Here is a 14,714-nt window from a genome sequence, read left to right as displayed (position 1 = left end):
ACCGACCCCGCCCCTGACACTGTCCGATCTCACCAGAAAAGTTCTCCGATAGCGCCACGTGCGCTGTTCCCTCAGGCCGGGTAACCAGTGATCTTGCGAATGCTCTGGTACAACGGCTTGAGCTGTCGGTACATGCGCAGATAGACGTCCCTGTACAGGCGCTCATAGATCTTTTGCGCCTCGGGTTGCGGCAGGAACACCGCGCCGACCCGGGTCATCGCCGCTATCGCCGAAGGGAAATCCGCGTGCAACCCCAGCCCCACCGCACAACAAATCGCCGCCCCCAGACCGGACGCTTCATAGACGTGCGGACGCTCCGCCGGCAGGCCGAAAATGTTCGCCGTCAGTTGCATCGCCGCATCACTTTGCGAGCCACCGCCAGCCACTCGTAAACGGGTGACGGAGATCTTCGAGCGCTTCTCGATTTTCTCCATGCCCTGGCGCAAGGCATACGCCAGGCCTTCGAGGATTGCCCGGTAGATATGCGCGCGGGTGTGCACGTCGCCGAAGCCGATCATCGCGCCTTTGGCTTCGACACCCGGTTCGCGAATGCCCGGTGACCAGTACGGCTGCAGCATCAATCCCATCGAGCCCGGCGGCACCGCCTCGACCAGCGCATCGAACAGTTGCTCGGGCTCGATGCCCTGCTCTTTGGCCTGCTGCATTTCCCGCAGGCCGAACTCGTTCTTGAACCAGCTGACCATCCAGTAGCCGCGATAAATCATCACCTCGCAGTTGTACTGATCCGGCACCGCCGACGGGTACGGCGGAATCAGCGGGACGATTTCCAGATAGCGCGAACGGGTGCTGGTGATGGTCGCGGTGGTGCCGTAAGACAGGCACACCGTACCCGAATCGACGACACCGGAACCGAGCACTTCACAGGCCTTGTCCGCCCCCGCCGCGATCAATGGCACGCCTTCGGGAATGCCGGTGTGAAGACTCGCTTCGGCGGTTATGTGGCCGAGGGTTTCACCGGGTTTGTGCAAGGTCGGCAGTTGCTCGGGACGCACCGCCAGCGCCTGCCATTTCCAGTCACGGGTTGCGGCCCAGCGCAGACGTTTGAAGTCGAACGGCAGATATCCGACGCAACAGCCCACAGAGTCGACGAAGCGCCCGCACAGGCGATGCGTGAGAAACCCGGAGAGCAGCAGAAATTTGTCGGTCGCCGCCCACACATCAGGCTGATGGCGAGCGATCCAGTTGGCCTCGGCCTGGGCGCGAAAGTAATCCACCGTGGCCTGCGCGCCGGCCAGTTTGAACAGCCAGCCCCACGGCCCCTTGATCCCGCCTTCGACTTGGCTCTGGCGCTGATCGAGCCAGAGAATCGCCGGGCGCAACGGCTTGCCCTGAGCATCGACATTGATCACCGTGCCGCGCTGGGTCGTGAGAGAAACCCCGGCAATCTGCGAACGATCGATACCGGTTTGCGCCCACACCTGCTGGCAGGCCTCGCCCAGTTTCGCCCAGTAATATTCCGGATCCTGTTCGGCCCAGCCCGGTTGCGTCGAGTAATAGGCCTGCAATTCAACCTTGCCCTTGCCGAGCAGATTGCCCTGCAAATCGAAGAGCAGCGCGCGCACGCTCTGGGTGCCATTGTCGATGGCCAGCAGGTAACGCTTGTTCGGGTGGTTGTCCATGGAGCTCTCTTCGAGGGGCATCACTGCGCGATTTCCGGCAGGCCGTGATGGCGTTGCCATAACGCCTGATAGCGTTGCTGTTCCTGTTGCCAGTGTTCGTCGTCCCAGCCAAGTCGTGGCTGGCAGAGTCGGCGAATGGCCGGGAAATAATCCGCGCCGCCATGGGGCAGCAACAGGCCGAGACGGGTGCGGCGCAGCAGCAGGTCATCCAGGTGCAGGACCATTTCCGCTTCGCAGGCAAAGGCCAGTTCGGCCCACAAGGTGTCGGTGGCGCCGACCGTTTCATGGCCCAGTTCGGCGAGCAATTGCGCCAGCCTCGGCAGGTCCCGGCCATGCCGTCCGGCCAGACGCCGCCACTGGCCAGGACTAAGGCTCGGAATTGTCAGTGGCGGCACGGTGGCAAATACCGGCGCGGCATCGTCATCAAAAGAACGGCCGAGCATGTCGGCGCAGGCCTTGAGCACCTCGATGGCTTGCGGACGGAACGTCGTGAGTTTGCCGCCGGCCAACGTGACGCAACCCGGCTCCTGCCACAGCACATGTTCACGGGTTTCGTTCGACGGTTTGTCCTGATGCTCACCCGCCGCACTGCCCACCACCGGGCGCACGCCGGACCAGGTCGAAAGTACGTCGGCGGCTGTCACTTCAGCGCCGGGAAACTGCTGTCGGCAGGCGGCCAGCAGATAGTCCAGTTCTTCACCGCTGATGCTCGCGCTCTGGTCCAGATTCTCGCGATGATCGAGGTCTGTGGTGCCCACCACCGTGGCGCCTTCCCACGGGAAAACGAACACCGGCCGCCGGTCCTGCTCGTGCATGAACGTAAAGGCCTGCGCCACTGGCAAGCGCCAGCCCGGCAGCAGCAAATGACTGCCGCGCAACGGACGCAACTGGCGCGGCGCCTCGGGTGGACGCAAGCGTTCGGCCCAGGCCCCGGTAGCCACCGCCAGCACACCACAACGCAGTTGCAGCGATGCACCGGCCTCGCAATCCTCGACCTGAACTCCGCTTACCCGCCCGTTTTCCCGCAACAGATGTTCGACGCGCATGCCGTTGAGCACCACCGCGCCATCAGCCCGCGCTTCGCTCAACACGCGCATCACCAGCCGTGCGTCATCGGTCAGCGCATCGACAAAACAGGTGCCGCCCAGCAGGTCGTTTTCTTTCACGCCCGGCGCCAGATAACGCAGTTGCTGCGCATCATGGAAACGATGATCCCGGCGCCCGGCCAATGCGTCATAGACCGACAACAAACCACCCAGCACCCGAGGCCCGGGGAAGCCGCCGCGATAGTGCGGCATCATGAAACTCATCGGCTCCACCAGCCCCGGCGCTTCGTCGAGCAGGCGCTGGCGTTCGCGCACCGAATCCCGGGTCAGCCGCCACTGGCCCTTGGCGATATAGCGCAAACCGCCATGGACCATTTTCGAGGATCGACTGGACGTGCCCCAGGCAAAATCACGCTGCTCCAGCAACAGGCAACGCCAGCCACGGCGTGCGGCTTCGCGCAGGATGCCGGCGCCGCTGATACCGCCGCCGATGACGATCAGATCCCAGGTTTCACCCGCCAACGTCGGCAGGACTTGCTCGCGCCATTCGGCGTTCCAGTCCGCGCTCATGGCGGTCACTCCTGCAACAGCGTGCCGGGGTTCAGGCGCCCGGCCGGGTCGAAGTGCCGGCTCAGCGCCTGCAGGGTGTCCATCGCCAGCGCGCCCTTTTCGCGCGGCAGGTACGGCGCGTGATCCTTGCCCACGCCGTGCTGGTGGCTGATGGTGCCGTGGTTGTCGACGATGGTCTGGCTGGCCGCGTGTTTGAGGGCCTTCCAGCGGGTCAGCGTCGCGGGATAGTCCGCCGCCGGGCGAAACACGTAAGTGGTGTAGATGCTCGAACCTTCGCCGTAGACGTGGGACAGATGGGTGAACACGTGCACGCGCTCTCCTTCCGCCGCCAAGGCATCCCGTAGGCTGTTTTCGATGAGATTGAGCAGGTTGTCGACGTTGCTCCAGTCGGTGGCGGTTTCCAGGGTGTCGACCATATAACCGGCGTTCCACAGGTTCTCCCGCAGATACGGAAAGCGAAAGCGGTTTTGCGCCCACTTTTTGCCGAGCAGCGTGCCGGTGAACACCCCGCCGAAGGCCTTCAGATGCTGACGGGCCTGGCTCAGGGACAACGCATTCTGCTTACGATTGCCGGTCACGCCGAAAGTCAGCAGGCATTTGCCTTGCCCGGCGCCGCGCAGGCTCAGGTATTTTTCCAGCCAGGCGATTTGTTGCGGATGGCCGGCCAGTGCAAGTTGGGTTTCGGTTTCCACCGCGTTGGACAAGCGCAGCATCGACAGCGGCACCCGCGCCTGGGCCAGTTGCTGAATGGCTTGCAGCGCCTTGCTCCAGCTGGGCAGAAACACGCCGTAGAAACGCTCATCGGCCGGCAACGCACTGACCCGCACCTTGACCTCGGAAATGATCCCGAAACGCCCCTCGCAACCCAGTACCACTTCGCGCAAGTCAGGACCCGCCGCCGAGGCCGGGAAGGTTGGAATCTGTAGCGGCCCGGCAAAGGTTTCCAGGGTTCCGCCGGCGAACAGTTGCTCGATCCGCCCATAACGCAACGACTGCTGGCCGCTGGAACGGCTGGCCACCCAACCGCCCAGCGTCGACAGCTCCCACGACTGTGGGAAGTGCCCCAGCGTGTAGCCTCGGGCGCGCAATTGGCTTTCCACCTGCGGACCACTGGCACCGGGGCCGAAAGTCGCCAGCAGGCTTTGTTCGTCGAGGTCGAGCAGACGATTCATCCGCGCCAGGGACACCGTCACCACCGGCCGCGCAGAGTCCGGCGGGTTGATGTGCCCGGCCACCGACGTGCCGCCGCCGTAGGGAATCAGGCACAGATCCTGCGCCTGGGCGAGCGCCAGCAACTGGCGAATGTGTTCGGCGGTTTCCGGGAATGCCACGGCGTCGGGATAGTTACCCAGCGCGCCTTCACGCAACGCCAGCCAGTCCGGCAGGCTCTGGCCCCGGGCATGCAGCAGACGGTCATGGGCATCGATGCTGTACAAGGCGTGTTCCGCCAGCCGAGAGACCGGCACCCGGGCCAACGCTGCTTCAAGCGTCGCGTCGGGCAGCGCGCGTCCCTCCCCCAGTCGCTCATGGAGAAAACTTGCGCCCCGGGCCGGCAGTTCGACCACCGTGGTTGCATCTCCCCAGCCGTTCCAGCGTCGCATGCGTGTGTCCTTCTGTGCAGTCTGATCAGTGAGATTTCAGGCCCTCATACTAGTCAGCCGGCCGAAAGTGTCACGGTCGCATCCGGCCAGTTCGAGTAGCCAATTGAGTCAAACGTCGCGCAAGCGTCAGCCATTTACTTTAGTCGTGGATTCAAATTACCTTTCAGGGCGCTCATCCGCCCGTGGCGGCCTCGATCAAGGGAATACGGTCATGCAATCGCTCGGCTTCACCTCCGTTCCGCCACTGCTCAAGTACCTGCGTCATGCCGAACATCTGGGACTGGCCATCGAGCCTGCGTTGGCGGCGGCGGGGTTGCAGGCGCAGCAGTTGAGCGACAACAGCCTGCGCCTGCCGGGGGAAACCCATGAACGGTTGCTCGACTACTTTTGCGAACACTCGGGCGACCCGCTGTTCGGTCTCAACGCGGCGAATTTCGTGCTGCCCAATTCCTGGAGCGTGCTGGGCTACATCACCATGAACTGCGCAACACTGGGCGACGCCATGAGCCGCATCATGCCGTTCGAGAAACTGGTGGGCGACATGGGCGTCAGCCGCGCCGAGATGCACGACAGCCACGTGCACCTGATCTGGAGCTGCCGCTTCGAACGCCCGCGGATTCGCCGGCATCTGGTGGAAAACGTGCTCGGCTCCTGGCTGCAATACGCACGCTGGATCGCCGACACCCAATTGTCGCCGGCCGCCGTGTGGCTGGAGCACTCACGCCCGGCGGACACGACGCTGGAACAGTACGAACAGTTTTTCGAATGCCCGGTGCTGTTCGATCAGCCGTATTCCGCGCTGATCGTGCCGTTACCGTATTTGCAGTTACCGCTGCGTCAGGCCGATGCGCATTTGCTGCGCACGCTGGAAGAGCACGCGCAGAGCCTGATGGCGACGCTGGAGGATGCGTCGCTGGAGCAGCGGGTCAAAAGCATCCTGCGCCAGTTGCTCAAGGAAGGTCTGCCGCGCAAGGAACAAGTGGCCGAGCATCTCGCGGTGTCCGTGCGCACGCTGCAACGCCAGTTGCATCAGGCCGGCACCTCGTATCAACAGATTCTCGATGACTTGCGCCAGGAGCTGGCCGAGCATTACCTGCTCAACAGCACCTTGCCGATTCAGGACATTGCGCAGTATCTGGGCTTCACCGAACCGCGCTCGTTTCACCGCACGTTCAAGAGCCGGCGCGGCATGCCGCCCGGTGAGTTTCGGCAGACTCACCGGGTATCGAACGACAGTTAGAGGCTGATCGCGTTGGTGAATACCAGGCGATTGCCGAACGGGTCGGCGATGGTCATGTCCTGGCTGCCCCACGGCATTGCCTGAATGCCCGGGTGCGAGAACTTGTAGTTCTTGGCGATCAACTGCTGCTGGAAGGCCTCCAGCTCATCGGTCTCGATCCGCAGGGCCGAACCCGGTGTTGCATCGCCATGATGCTCGGACAGGTGCAGCACACATTCACCCCGGGAGACTTGCAGATACAACGGGAAACCGGGTTCGAAACGATGCTGCCAATCGATCTTGAAACCGAGGAAGTCGACATAGAACTCCAAGGCCTTGGCTTCATCGAAAATCCGCAGGATCGGGGTGGTTTTGCCGAAGCTCATGGGGTGCTCCCTGACTGATTGGCCCCGCAGTGTAGCCGGGGTAGATGTCAGCAATTCGGCTCGGTGATGGCTTTCTTTAATCGCAATGTGCCATCACTGTGACGCAATCCGCGAAACTCAGTGAAAGTTGTCACGCAGATCACCTTCACGCGCCAGAAACCGCCCTGCCCTTTGCCCGTTGGCCTGCCCCTCGCGATAACTCAGCACGCCGTTGATCCACACGCCATCGATACCTTGCGCGGCCCGTTGCGGGTCGCTGAAGTCCGCCACGTCATGCACGGTTGCCGGGTCGAACAACACCAGATCCGCCCAGTGTCCTTCGCGAATCTCGCCGCGCTCCTTCAAGCCGAAACGCGCCGCCGACAGACCGGTCATCTTGTGCACGGCGGTGTGCAGCGGAAACAGGCCGACGTCGCGACTGAAATGGCCGAGCACCCGTGGGAAAGCGCCCCACAGGCGCGGATGGGGGAACGGGTCTTCCGGCAAGCCGTCGGAGCCAACCATCGTCAGCGGATGGGCGAGGATCCGGCGCACGTCTTTCTCGTCCATACCGTAATACACCGCACCCGCCGGTTGCAGGCGTCTGGCGGCATCGAGCAGTGGCATCGTCCATTCGGCCGCGATGGCAGTCAGGTCGCGACCGCTGACTTCCGGGTGCGGCGTCGACCAAGTGATGGTGATGCGGTGGGCGTCGGTGACCTGCTTCAGATCCAGCGTCGAAGAACTCGCCGCGTAGGGGTAGCAATCACAGCCGACCGGGTGGGTTTTCGCCGCTTCCTCCAGCGACGCGAGCAACTGCGGGCTGCGTCCCCAGTTGCCCACGCCGGCACACTTGAGGTGGGAAACGATCACCGGCGAACGGGCGTGGCGGCCGATGCGAAAGGCTTCGTCCATGGCCTCCAGTACCGGTTCGAATTCACTGCGCAGATGGGTGGTGTACACGGCGCCGAACGCGTTCAATTCTTCAGTCAGCTGCATGACTTCATCGGTGGACGCCGAGAACGCGCTCGCATACGCCAGACCTGTGGATAAACCAAGGGCGCCCGCCTCCAGGCTTTCACGCAACTGCTCGCGCATCGCGGCGATTTCATCGTCGGTCGCCGTGCGAAACAGGTCATCGAGGTGATTGCTGCGCAGCGCCGTGTGCCCCACCAGTGCCGCGACGTTCAGCGTGGTGTTGGCCGCTTCGACCGCCGCGCGGTAATCGCTGAAACGCGGATAAACGAACGCCGCCGCCGTGCCGAGCAGGTTCATCGGATCCGGTGGATCACCCTTGAGACTGACCGGGGCTGCACTGATCCCGCAGTTGCCGACGATCACCGTGGTCACGCCCTGGCTGAGCTTGGGCAGCATCTGCGGCTGGCGGATCACCACGGTGTCGTCGTGGGTGTGTACGTCGATGAAGCCCGGCGCCAGCACGCGGCCGGCGGCGTCGATCTCTTCGGTGGCACGGGCATCGCCCAGATCGCCGATGCGCGCGATGCGACCATCGAGGATTGCCACGTCAGCGGCGTAACCGGGAGTGTTGCTGCCGTCGATGACCAGGGCGTTGCGAATCAGTGTGTCGTACAGCATGTCAGTCTCCGGCGGCAGCGGCGTCAGTGTCTGCCTTTGATCAAATGGTGATCGAATCCCTGTTCGATCAGGTAGCACCAGGCTGCCTCGACTTCCTCGGGAATCACCTGCTCGGCCTGAAAGCCCAGCGAAGGGTAAACCATGATCCGGTGGATATCCCCGACCATTTCGTCGATCAGCCCCAGGACCCCGATCAGATTGCTGACCTCCCCCGGAAAACCGAACGACGGCGCATCCACCCAGGCCTCAAGCCCTGGCCATTGGACGGGCAAGGTCAACGCCACGCGCCGGATCGAATTCGGCTTGGTCAGGAAAGTCGCCCGGCGCACGTCCGGGAACAACTCCCTGGCAAACGCGATGTTCTCGGCGAAGTTGGTGGCACGGGATTCGAGGGTGAATTGATCCGGCGAAACACCTTGAATCATGGCCCGTTGCGCAAAAATATCGGCTTCGGTGCGCTCCCACAAATGCTTCGTCCAGTTGCCGGTGTTGCCGGTGAACAACAGATGTGGGGCGACGCCTTTTTTCAGCAACTGACAGGCGTAATCACAGACCCGCAGGTCGTAGGAGCCGCACACCACGATCAGCTCACAATCGTTGTGTTGGCGCCCTGCTCCGAGGAAATTCCACAGGACGGTCGCGTGTCGCAAGGTCGGCGTCATGAGCGTGCGAACCTCTGGGCAACCTGCCCGCTGATAAACAATCCACCGTCAGCATAGAGGTGTGTATCTACCCCGCCCTGGGAGATCGGGAGCGCCGTGAAATCTGCGTACGTCCGCAGTGCCCCGTGAGCGCTCAGCGTCGGATCGTCGCCGATACCGATGCATAGCGCGCCGCTACTGACCGCCGACTGCACACCGCTGACCGAGTCTTCGAAGACCAGGCATTCATCGCTCTGACGCTCCAGTCGCGCGGCGGCCAGACGATAGGGATCAGGAGCCGGTTTGCCACTGCGCACATCATCGCGGCAGATGATGCAGTCGAAAACCGACGTCAGGTCGTGTTGCTGCAGGACGTGGTCGACGCGCGCTCGCCAGCTGCTGGTCACCAGCGCCAGCGGCACGCGCCCGGTCAATCCGGCGATGAACGCAGCGACACCCGGCACCAGCGCGCAGATCGAAACCTCTTCGATGGCATCGACTTCCTGCTTGATGGTCACGCGCTGCTGCTCGTCAAACTGACCAAACAGGGCCTGCAGGGTGTAACCACCCGGGCGGCCGTGAATGTGATCGTCGATGAAGGCCTGATCGACCGTCACACCGTACTTGCGCGCCACCGTGGTCCAGGCTAGTTCGATGACCTGGCGCGACTGGATCAGCACGCCATCCATATCAAAGCAGACGGCTGTAAACGTTCGTTGTGTCATCGGTTGTACTTCGCATTTTCTGGTGAGCAATGAATGCCAGCACGGTCCCCATCAGGGCAAACAGCGCCATGACATACCAGGACCATTGTGGCTGCGTCTCGTACAGATACCCGGCAAAGGGTGTGGCCAAACCCATGGGCAAGGCAACCGCCAGCGAGTAATAGACGCCCTGGGTAAACACCTGGATGTCTGGCGGGGCATGGTCGCGAATGCAGCGCATGATCGCCGAGTGGTACGCCGCGAAACTCAAGGCGTGCAGGCATTGCCCCAACAGGATCACCGGCACCGCATCGCTGTCGGAAAACAGCGCCCAGCGCGCCGCTGCGCAGACACTGGAAAACATCACGATGGACAACGGCGAACAGAACGACAGGACTTTGTTGGAGAACGCGAAATAGGTGATTTCCGCGATCACGGCCACTGACCAGAACACCCCGATGGCGGTTGAAGAGTAGCCCTTCACGCCCCAGCCGATCGACGCCGTGGAAAAGTACAGGGTGTGACTCAGTTGAATGAAACTGGCGGCGGCAATCGCGATCAGCAGGCCCTTTTGGGCGAACAGCGCCTTCCAGTCGGGGCGCTTCGTCGCACGCTCGGGTGGTTGCAGAGGCGCCAGCGTGACCTGACGCTTCAGCCACAAGCACGCCAGCGCGGTGAGCAACATGCACGCGGCAATCACCACCGGCACCCACGACTGGCTGTACTGCGCAAACAACAGGCCGCCGAGGGTCGATGTCAGGATAAAGGCCGAAGAGCCCACCGCGCGAACCCAGCCATAGTTCTGCAGGGCTTGCTTGTCACGCTTGAGCAGATAGGACTCGGACAGCGGCAACACCACCATCCACAGCCCGCCAAACAGAATGCTCAGGCACACGAATCCCCACAGGTGCACCGGCATGAAATAGAACAGCAACGTACACAACGCTGCCGAGAAACCGAGAAAAGCCGCGAGCCGCAGTTGGTCCACGCGCCAGTCGGCCACGTAGGTGATCAACACTCCGGTCACCACCTGGGGCCAATAGACCGCCGCGATCAGCAGACCAATCTGGCTGGCGCTGAAACCCAGCGAATTCAGCCAGGTCGGCCAGAACGGATAGATGATCCCTTCTGCCGCAAAGAACCCGAAAAAGATCAGATACATGAATCAACCATACGCTCGATACTCCTGAGCAGGGCTCCAGCGGAGCCCTGTAACCATCCTTGCGTTATTCGAAGCGTTGCTGGGTGAAGCTGTTTTTGCCTTTGCGCCAGACAATCAGCGACTCACTCATCACCACCAGATCGACCATCCCTTCTTTCAACGCATCCAGCGCATCCTGAGGCGAACACACGATCGGCTCTTCATGGCGATTGAACGAGGTGTTGATCAACGCCGCCTGACCGGTCCGCTCATGCCAGGCATTCAACAGACGATGCATGAACGCATCACGCTCAGGGCGAATGATCTGCGGCCGCGCCGTACCATCAATGTGCACGACTGCCGGACTGGCTTCGCTGAACTGCGGATGACAATCGTAGGTCATGGTCATGGTGTCTGCCGCCACTTGATCCTCATCCCAGCCGACGTAGCAGGCCGCGGCCTGTTCGATGGCGGTGACCGGGCCGAACGGCATGAACTCGGTGCGGTGCATGCGTTTGTTCAGCCAGTCGTTCACTTCGCCATCCTGCGCGTGATAGACGATGCTGCGGTTGCACAGTGAACGCGGGCCGAACTCCATCTTGCCCTTGAACATGCCCAGCACCTGGTTTTCCATCAGTGCGTCGGTCAGCACATCGATGATGTTCGACGGGGTGTGGTAACCGAGCTCGGGATAGTCGCGATGGATCAGGTTGATGTTCTGCGAAACGCTGCGCGAGTCCGGGCCGAGGGTCATTACCGGGTTCTTGAAGCGGGTGCCATTCTCCAGGTACGCCGCCCCGACGGCCGCCGCCAGCGCCAGCCCGCCATCGCCCATGCACGGCAGCACGTAGACGTTTTTCACCCCGGGAATCTCGCGCAGGCGCTGGTTGAGTTTCACGTTGCCAAACACACCGCCGGCCAGGCACAGGTTGGTGCTGCCGCGTTGTTCCAGATGATGTTTGACGACCGCCACCAGCAAGTCTTCGGAGTGGCGCTGCACGGCGGCGGCGATGTCCTCGGGGGTTTCCCGGGAGAACAGGGTTTCCAGTGATTCGCTGTAGTTGTTGTAGGACGGCACGAACAGGTCGCCGCAACTCGCCTTGATGCGCCCGTCTTCGAAACGGATCATCTGCTGCATCACCCCCAGCAACTTCTGCGGGTCGCCGAACGCGGCCAAGCCCGTGACCTTGCCTTCATGCCGGTTGGGTTTGTAGCCCAGCAAGTGGGTGATCCGGCCGTAGAAGTAACCCAGGCTGTCGATGCTGGTTTCGCGCTGCAGCACCGTGGTTTCGGTCGGGCTGTACCAGGTCACAGTCAGGGACTGGAAGTCGCCGCGTCCGTCACAGGTCAGGGTCAAGGCTTCATCGAACGGCGAGCAGACATAGGCACCAAGGGCATGGCACTCGTGGTGATCGATGTAGTAAGCCTTGCCGAGCAAGCCATTGGCAGCGATGTACTGGTCGAATTCGGCGCGCTTCTCTTTGTCGTTGCGGACTTCATCGGTGACACGCTGGCGGAACTGCGTCAGGCCTTCGGGGTTGTTCCGGACCTCTTCGACGATCCGGTCGAAATACAGCTCCAGGTGTTTATCGGCGTTGAAACCGGCATTCCATCCGTAAGCCACGTAGTCGACATCTTCCAGCGACACGCCAGCCTGGCTCAACACAAACTCGATGGATTTGGCGGGCCAGATCTTGTGGTCCTTGATGCGGGTGAAACGCTCTTCGCTGACTGCCGAGAGAATCTGACCATCGCGTACCAGGCAAGCGCCCGACAAATCGTTATTGGTAATGCCCAAAATGACCATAACTACTCCTTGTTCTTGCCAATTTCGCGGATGAGTTTGCCCGTGACCGAAGAGCGCAATGCTCCGGCCAGGGCGCTTGGCGCCGTGTCATGAACCGTGAGGAGGCGAAATCGTCTGGTTCGCCCGGGATATGCCTTTACGAGCAGGCAGCAGAGGTGCGTATTGCCATCGCAAATTCCTTTTTGCAGAAAAATTCCACGGGCGTTACCCACCGACCTGGCCTCATGGCCAGACAACCAGTGGGTGCCCGCTATCCTACAAACCGGCCAGCTGCCTTGGCCATGTCTGTGCGGGGATCAGACTAGTAGGAAATGTCTGAACGTTTCGATGAGCCTCGATGCCCTGTCCTTCTTTTCCGGGGCATAAAAAAACCTGTGGGAGCCGGTTGGCTCCCACAGGTTCAAGTGCGGTGTGTGGACTCACACCATTTCGTTACGAATCCATTCAACCACCGAAGTACGCTTCGGCGCCCAGCCCAGCAATTCGCGGGCGTGTTTGCCGCGTACCCGGCTGTTGGAGCCCAGGCCGTAGTTGGCCATTTCGTAGCCCCACTCGGCTTCGGCGTCTTTCAGCGGCCAGTCTTGCGGCTCGCCCAGATTCAGGGCTGCGGCCATGGCGGTGGTCATGTCGATGAACGACGCTTCGCCGCTTTCGACGAAGTAGAAGGTGCCCGGTACGTTTTTGGTCAGGGCCAGCAGGTACAGCGACACCACGTCTTCGATGTGCACGTTGGACCAGATGTTCTGACCGGTGCCGACGTGACGCACCACGCCGTTTTTGCGCGCCTGTTTCAGCAGGCGCGGCAGTTGCACGCTGTCACGGTTAACGCCCAGGCTGTGGCCGTAGATCAGAGTGTTGCAGATGACGGCCGAGTTCACGCCGTCCTTCGCTGCGGCGAGGATCAGATTGTCGATGGCCACTCGTGCAGCCTTGTCGACGGTCGGCTCCGGCAGGTTGTCTTCGAAGTAGATGACGTCGCTGGATTTGCCGCCCGAGGCATCGCCGACGATGCTCGAACCGCTGGTGTGCAGGAACACTTTGTTCGAGCCGCGCAGGGCATCGAGCAAGGCTTCGACGGCGCCGCGATGGTCGCTGCTGGCGGCGTTGATCACGGCGTCGGCGGCGCGGGCCTGTTCGGCCAGCAGTGCCTTGTCGTCGAGGGTGCCGATCACCGGGGTGATGCCCAGTGCTTTCAGCTCATTGGCCTGTTCGGTGCTGCGCACCAGACCGGTGACGGTGTGGCCGGCCTGGACCAGACCGGTGGCGATGGAGCCGCCGATAAAACCGGCAGCGCCGGTGACGAATACGTTCATGGAGAAACTCCCTGCGTGAATAAGTGATGGAGCGAGTATCGACCGCCGGGCCCGGTGGAAAAACCCGCCCACAACCAAATCACTGTTGCGCAGGGGTCACGAATCAGCCTTTGAAATCGGCGCTGGCGTAAGCCGCCAGTTTGCTCTGGATGAAATCCAGGAAGCACTGGATGCGCAGCGCCAGCTGCGAGTTGCGGTAGTACACCGCGTTGATCGGCTGGCGATAACCGCTGTTGAATTCCGCCAGCAGCACCTTGAGGCGCCCGGCGCGAATGTCGTCGATGGTCATGAAATGCGAGAGGCAAGCAATGCCCTGGCCTTCCAGCGCCAGATGGCGAACCGTTTCGCCGCTGGAGGCGCTGATCGCCGGGGTGATCGGCCAGCGGTCACCGTGCACATAGCGCAGCGGCCATTGGTTGAGGCCTTCGTTCTGGGTGAAGCCGAGCAAGGTGTGTTCGCTCAGATCGGCGACCTGGAGCGGCGCACCGTGTTTTTCCAGATACGCAGGACTGGCGACGATCAGCAGCGGACTGCAGCCGAGCGACCGGGCATGCAACGTTGAATCGGCTAGGGTGCCGATGCGGATGGCGACGTCGGTGCTTTGTTCCAGCAGGTCAATGATCAGGTCATTGCTGTTGAGTTCGAGCTGGATGTCCGGGTACAGCCGCCGAAATTCGTCGATGTACGGCACGATGGCGTGGAGCATGAACGGCGAGGCGGCGTTGATGCGCAGTCGCCCCGATGGCGTCTGTTGACGTGAAGACAGGCGTTCTTCAAGTTGATCCATCTGGTCGAGGATCAGCTTGGCCTGTTCGAAGAAATACTTGCCTTCTTCGGTCAGGTCCATGCGCCGTGTGGTGCGGTTGATCAGCGTGGTGTCGAGCTTGGCTTCCAGCCGCGACAGCGTGCGGCTGACCGCCGACGGCGTCTGTCCGACCTGCTCGGCGGCGGCGGAAATCGAACCGCATTCGATCACGCAGACGAAAATCTGCAACTCATCGGATCTGGCTTTCACGGGGGTCCTCGAATCGAAAGGCCTGCTGCACAGGCTCAGGCCTTCGATAGTAGCCG

12 protein-coding genes are annotated in these 14,714 nt (G+C 62.0%); 1 reads left to right on the top strand and 11 read right to left on the bottom strand.

Annotation, left to right across the window (positions count from 1 at the left end; translation table 11 throughout):
* Positions 1 to 71: 71 nt before the first annotated feature.
* Genes DLD99_RS04010 through DLD99_RS04000 form a run of 3 tightly spaced genes read right to left on the bottom strand, consistent with a single transcriptional unit; the run spans position 72 to position 4,857 of the window.
* The gene (locus DLD99_RS04010) at positions 72 to 1,640 is read right to left on the bottom strand and encodes an FGGY-family carbohydrate kinase (protein WP_114886577.1); all 1,569 of its coding nucleotides are present in this window, start codon (positions 1,638 to 1,640) and stop codon (positions 72 to 74) included.
* A 20-nt stretch (positions 1,641 to 1,660) separates the two neighbouring features.
* Positions 1,661 to 3,256 carry a glycerol-3-phosphate dehydrogenase/oxidase gene (locus tag DLD99_RS04005; protein ID WP_114881355.1) on the bottom strand — a complete coding sequence of 532 codons (1,596 nt, stop codon included), beginning with the start codon at positions 3,254 to 3,256 and terminating at the stop codon, positions 1,661 to 1,663.
* 5 nt (positions 3,257 to 3,261) lie between these two features.
* Positions 3,262 to 4,857 (bottom strand): FAD-binding oxidoreductase, encoded by a 1,596-nt coding sequence (locus tag DLD99_RS04000; RefSeq protein ID WP_114881354.1) that lies wholly within the window; start codon positions 4,855 to 4,857, stop codon positions 3,262 to 3,264.
* Positions 4,858 to 5,068: 211 nt separating this feature from the next.
* Between DLD99_RS04000 and gliR the strand changes: the two genes are divergently transcribed.
* Entirely contained in the window at positions 5,069 to 6,097 is a 1,029-nt protein-coding gene (gene gliR / locus DLD99_RS03995; protein ID WP_114881353.1) for an AraC family transcriptional regulator GliR, read from the top strand.
* On the opposite strand, the gene DLD99_RS03990 is transcribed toward gliR, so the two are convergent.
* The 8 genes from DLD99_RS03990 to DLD99_RS03955 form a co-directional block, all read right to left on the bottom strand.
* A complete protein-coding gene (locus DLD99_RS03990) occupies positions 6,094 to 6,462 on the bottom strand; it encodes a glyoxalase superfamily protein (protein ID WP_114881352.1) in 369 nt (122 codons plus the stop codon). The two genes, gliR and DLD99_RS03990, sit on opposite strands and share 4 nt — an antisense overlap.
* A 117-nt stretch (positions 6,463 to 6,579) precedes the next feature.
* Positions 6,580 to 8,037, bottom strand: coding sequence for an N-acyl-D-amino-acid deacylase family protein (locus DLD99_RS03985; protein WP_114881351.1), 1,458 nt, complete (start codon positions 8,035 to 8,037; stop codon positions 6,580 to 6,582).
* 23 nt (positions 8,038 to 8,060) lie between these two features.
* Positions 8,061 to 8,699, bottom strand: coding sequence for a YdcF family protein (locus DLD99_RS03980; protein ID WP_114881350.1), 639 nt, complete (start codon positions 8,697 to 8,699; stop codon positions 8,061 to 8,063).
* Positions 8,696 to 9,367, bottom strand: coding sequence for an HAD family hydrolase (locus DLD99_RS03975; RefSeq protein ID WP_244220800.1), 672 nt, complete (start codon positions 9,365 to 9,367; stop codon positions 8,696 to 8,698). Before DLD99_RS03975 ends, DLD99_RS03980 begins: the two co-directional genes overlap by 4 nt.
* Before the next feature lies 1 nt (position 9,368).
* Positions 9,369 to 10,544 (bottom strand): MFS transporter, encoded by a 1,176-nt coding sequence (locus tag DLD99_RS03970; protein WP_114881348.1) that lies wholly within the window; start codon positions 10,542 to 10,544, stop codon positions 9,369 to 9,371.
* A 64-nt stretch (positions 10,545 to 10,608) separates the two neighbouring features.
* Entirely contained in the window at positions 10,609 to 12,330 is a 1,722-nt protein-coding gene (locus DLD99_RS03965) for a carbamoyltransferase family protein (protein ID WP_114881347.1), read from the bottom strand.
* Between the two features lie 419 nt (positions 12,331 to 12,749).
* On the bottom strand, positions 12,750 to 13,643 hold the full coding sequence (locus DLD99_RS03960) for an NAD-dependent epimerase/dehydratase family protein (protein WP_114881346.1): 894 nt from the start codon (positions 13,641 to 13,643) through the stop codon (positions 12,750 to 12,752).
* Between the two features lie 103 nt (positions 13,644 to 13,746).
* Positions 13,747 to 14,658 (bottom strand): LysR family transcriptional regulator, encoded by a 912-nt coding sequence (locus tag DLD99_RS03955; protein WP_007953823.1) that lies wholly within the window; start codon positions 14,656 to 14,658, stop codon positions 13,747 to 13,749.
* Positions 14,659 to 14,714 lie beyond the last annotated feature (56 nt).

It is taken from the genome of Pseudomonas kribbensis (assembly GCF_003352185.1).
GTDB lineage: Bacteria > Pseudomonadota > Gammaproteobacteria > Pseudomonadales > Pseudomonadaceae > Aquipseudomonas > Aquipseudomonas kribbensis.
This window is presented reverse-complemented; position numbering and strand designations above follow the sequence as displayed.

Coding starts and splice junctions, on each gene's coding strand:
- DLD99_RS04010 (WP_114886577.1), bottom strand. CDS start 1,640: ATGGACAACCACCCGAACAAGCGTTACCTGCTGGCCATCGACAATGGC.
- DLD99_RS04005 (WP_114881355.1), bottom strand. CDS start 3,256: ATGAGCGCGGACTGGAACGCCGAATGGCGCGAGCAAGTCCTGCCGACG.
- DLD99_RS04000 (WP_114881354.1), bottom strand. CDS start 4,857: ATGCGACGCTGGAACGGCTGGGGAGATGCAACCACGGTGGTCGAACTG.
- gliR (WP_114881353.1), top strand. CDS start 5,069: ATGCAATCGCTCGGCTTCACCTCCGTTCCGCCACTGCTCAAGTACCTG.
- DLD99_RS03990 (WP_114881352.1), bottom strand. CDS start 6,462: ATGAGCTTCGGCAAAACCACCCCGATCCTGCGGATTTTCGATGAAGCC.
- DLD99_RS03985 (WP_114881351.1), bottom strand. CDS start 8,037: ATGCTGTACGACACACTGATTCGCAACGCCCTGGTCATCGACGGCAGC.
- DLD99_RS03980 (WP_114881350.1), bottom strand. CDS start 8,699: ATGACGCCGACCTTGCGACACGCGACCGTCCTGTGGAATTTCCTCGGA.
- DLD99_RS03975 (WP_244220800.1), bottom strand. CDS start 9,367: ATGGATGGCGTGCTGATCCAGTCGCGCCAGGTCATCGAACTAGCCTGG.
- DLD99_RS03970 (WP_114881348.1), bottom strand. CDS start 10,544: ATGTATCTGATCTTTTTCGGGTTCTTTGCGGCAGAAGGGATCATCTAT.
- DLD99_RS03965 (WP_114881347.1), bottom strand. CDS start 12,330: ATGGTCATTTTGGGCATTACCAATAACGATTTGTCGGGCGCTTGCCTG.
- DLD99_RS03960 (WP_114881346.1), bottom strand. CDS start 13,643: ATGAACGTATTCGTCACCGGCGCTGCCGGTTTTATCGGCGGCTCCATC.